The sequence below is a fragment of the Candidatus Micrarchaeia archaeon genome (assembly GCA_041650355.1).
Lineage (GTDB): Archaea > Micrarchaeota > Micrarchaeia > Anstonellales > Bilamarchaeaceae > JAHJBR01.
On record JBAZLI010000099.1, the window covers coordinates 1 to 2981 of the forward strand.

A 2981-nucleotide genomic window follows, 5' to 3' on the forward strand; every position below is an offset into this window, starting at 1 on the left:
GGCGAACCCGCCTTTTCCTATGAATCCGCCCTGCGCGTGCTTCGAAACCTGCCCCTTCTTCACGCAGTAAACATCAACAGCCGCATTCCCGTTCTTCCACGCGTTCGAGAAGCACGCCGCAAACTGCGCAGCCTCCAGCCTCTCTCCGTCTCCCGCACCAGCCCCGCCCTTCATTACGCACGCCGCCCCGCCCTGTATGTCAGCATGGAAGAACAAATCCCCCTCCTCCAAATACGTTTTGTAAATCAAGTCGTTCTGGTCCGCGCTCCTTCCCCCCACAACCAGCTTCCCTTCGCTAGTGAAGAAATAATGGAATTTCTCGTACCACTCCTTTTTCCGCGCGATTTTCGTCTCCTCATTCTTTTTCCTTTCCGCGGCAGCCTCCTCTTTCCCAGCCTTCTCAATCTCTTTTTTGGTTTCCTCCATCGCCCTTTCCACTCCCTTCATCTTCTCCCGCGCCTCCTTCGCCTCCTCGTAATAAGCAGCGGCGTTCTCGTGCACGGATTTTCCCAGCCCAAGCCTGATTTTCATCCAGTCAACCCAAAAATCCGCGCTTCCACGCGGCGCTCTTCACGTCCTCGGCAATCTGCGCGCTCTTCCCCTTCAGGTAATTCGCGTATATGCGCGACGTTATTTCCTCACATCCATCATCGCTCTCGCATCCTGCGCGCTCCAGCACCGCCCCAACTCCCCCCCTGATTATTTTCGGCATCCTCTCCAAATTCTTTTTGTTCAAATATTCCCCAGCATCCTTCAAATCCTCGTCCAATTTGGCGTAAAGCCCGTGCAGCTCATCCCACTCCTTCCCGCTGAGCGCGGAAAGCCCCAGCAGTTCAGGCGGAATCCCGATTGAATATAATGCCGCGCAGAATTTTATGGCCCTCGGGAGCTTCATCTTCGCGACCGAGCGTGAATACCCGAACAGTCCCACATGCAGTTTCCTCGCCCTCCGGTTCGGCACGAACGCCGCAATCCCGTTTATCAAATCCGCCGCGCTCTCCACCTGCTTCTGGTACTCAACTCTTATTTTTTCCGCGAGCGCAATAGCCCTATTTTCATCTATCTGCAAAGGCCCCTTCCGTCCCATGTGGTTGACCAAATCAACCGCGTTCACGACGTCCCTGAACGGATGGTCGTACTTGAAGGAAGACTGCACAGTGAACGTCTGCACGCTCGGGTACTCCTCGCAGCAGTTGCTTACGTTGTCAGGCCTGAAATTGCCTCTGAAAGGCGCTCCGCCCACCCCGATTATGGGCAATATCCGCACTCCCGTCCTCTCCTCGCACCCGTGCAATTCCTGGAGCGCGACCTTCGCAAGCAGGACCGCGCTCGCGGCTCCATAGTTGAGCGCAGGGTCGCTCCTTGCAATGAACACTCTCTGGCTTTCGGCATCCTTCCCTTCCAGGTACCTCTCCACTATCCTGCCGCTCCTGCGCACCGAATCGAAGTCCTCGAACAGCGGTATCACGTTTATGCACTCAGGCGCGAAATCCCCTGCCCATTCCTTCACCCACATCCCACCCTCGCCCATCTCCCCGAGGAGCACGTCCCTCTGCCCCACCACCACTTTCTCGTAATAATCCTTCACCCGCTCCATTTCCGCGTGCGAAGTGGTCATCGGCAGTATCACTTCGAAAACCGGCGCGATTTCCGAGCCCGCGGCCCTCGCAGCGTCGAACGCCCGCGGAATCCCGTGCAGCGTTTCAAAAAGTATTTTTCCCTGCCCCTTCTCCACAGAAGGGTTCGGGACCCTGTACGTGAGCCTGAAGTCCCTCCCCAGCCTGTTTTCAGCGAAAAAATCCGGATATTTGCCCAGGAGCTTCTCAACCACCTGGTTGTCCGCCTCCTTCCCCTCCCCGTCCCACATCTGCTCCCCGCACCTGAGCTGGGAGAACGCGAAATACGCTTCCCGCACCTCGGACTCGCCGCTCAGCACTTCCGAATCAGAGAAGAACGGAACTGAAACGTTGTCCGGATGCTGGGTGCTCATGCACCTTGGAACATCAGCCATGTTTGCGTTTCTCGGCAAAAATTAATATTCCGTCCGATTCGGAGAAAAAATCAGGTTTATAAAGCAATTCGGCGAAGCAACTTTCATGTCCCTCCAATCCATTCTTGAGGAGATACAAGGCACTTTGAGCAGCATCGCGCCCGCGCTTTCCGTGATTCTCATAATACTGAGCGGCATGCTTTACGCCTTCGCGCAGATGCAGCCTGCAGAAATGCGCGGCAAGTACACCACGTACGCGATAAGCATGTTCCTGGGCGGAGTGATAATAGCGGCCATCACAGTGGCAGCCCCGATGATAGCCCAGAAGTCCCAGGGAATCCTGATACCTTAATACTCTAATCCGCCCTTTGGCGGCCCGTGAACCTATGGCAGAACTTCTTGCGGGCTGGCAGGGAATTGCCGGCACCGTGATAATAATCTCAATAATACTTTCCGGCATCGCGCTGGGCCTAGGCCGCGCCTTCTCCACCAAGCGCCTCGAGCGCTTCGGCGCCGACGAACTTCTGCAGTCCATCCTCAACGCCGCGATACTCGGCTTCGCGATAGTGCTGTCCACGATGGCGCTCCAGGTGGGCTCCGAACTCGCACCCCAGACCAACATAACCTGCGCGGCCAATTCCACACCTGCGGATTACGCGCTGTGCGGCATAAACGCCACCCAGCAGTCCTCGTTCCACCTCACCCAGCAGCTCGTGCGCACCCAGAACGTCTTGGCCTATTACCAGAGCCTTTCCCTCCACTTCGGCAATTTCTCCATCCAGCCCCTGGCCAACCTGGGCAGCGTTTCGACCCAGCTTTCCAATTCCATGTATTCGCTCCAGTTCTCGTCATTCGCGTCCTCAATCAACGCCCAGTTCCTCGCATTCGTCTCGTCCAGCTGGTTCGGCGTGATATTCGCCTCTGGCCTGGTGCTCCGCAGCTTCTTCCTTTCCCGCAAATTCGGGGCGTTCCTCATAGCCGCGGCATTCTC

General features: G+C 56.6%; 4 protein-coding genes. 2 read left to right on the forward strand and 2 right to left on the reverse strand.

Annotation, left to right across the window (positions count from 1 at the left end; translation table 11 throughout):
• Positions 1–531, reverse strand: a 531-nt coding sequence (locus WC488_05280) for an NFACT RNA binding domain-containing protein (protein ID MFA5077808.1), incomplete at its 3' end; no start/stop codon positions are given.
• A gap of 4 nt (positions 532–535) precedes the next feature.
• Positions 536–2011 carry a phosphoenolpyruvate carboxylase gene (gene ppcA, locus WC488_05285; protein ID MFA5077809.1) on the reverse strand — a complete coding sequence of 492 codons (1476 nt, stop codon included), beginning with the start codon at positions 2009–2011 and terminating at the stop codon, positions 536–538.
• 85 nt (positions 2012–2096) lie between these two features.
• Here ppcA and WC488_05290 point away from each other — a divergent pair, with 85 nt between their 5' ends.
• Positions 2097–2342, forward strand: coding sequence for a hypothetical protein (locus WC488_05290; protein MFA5077810.1), 246 nt, complete (start codon positions 2097–2099; stop codon positions 2340–2342).
• Positions 2343–2376: 34 nt separating this feature from the next.
• A partial coding sequence (locus WC488_05295; protein MFA5077811.1) for a hypothetical protein occupies positions 2377–2981 on the forward strand: 605 nt, incomplete at its 3' end.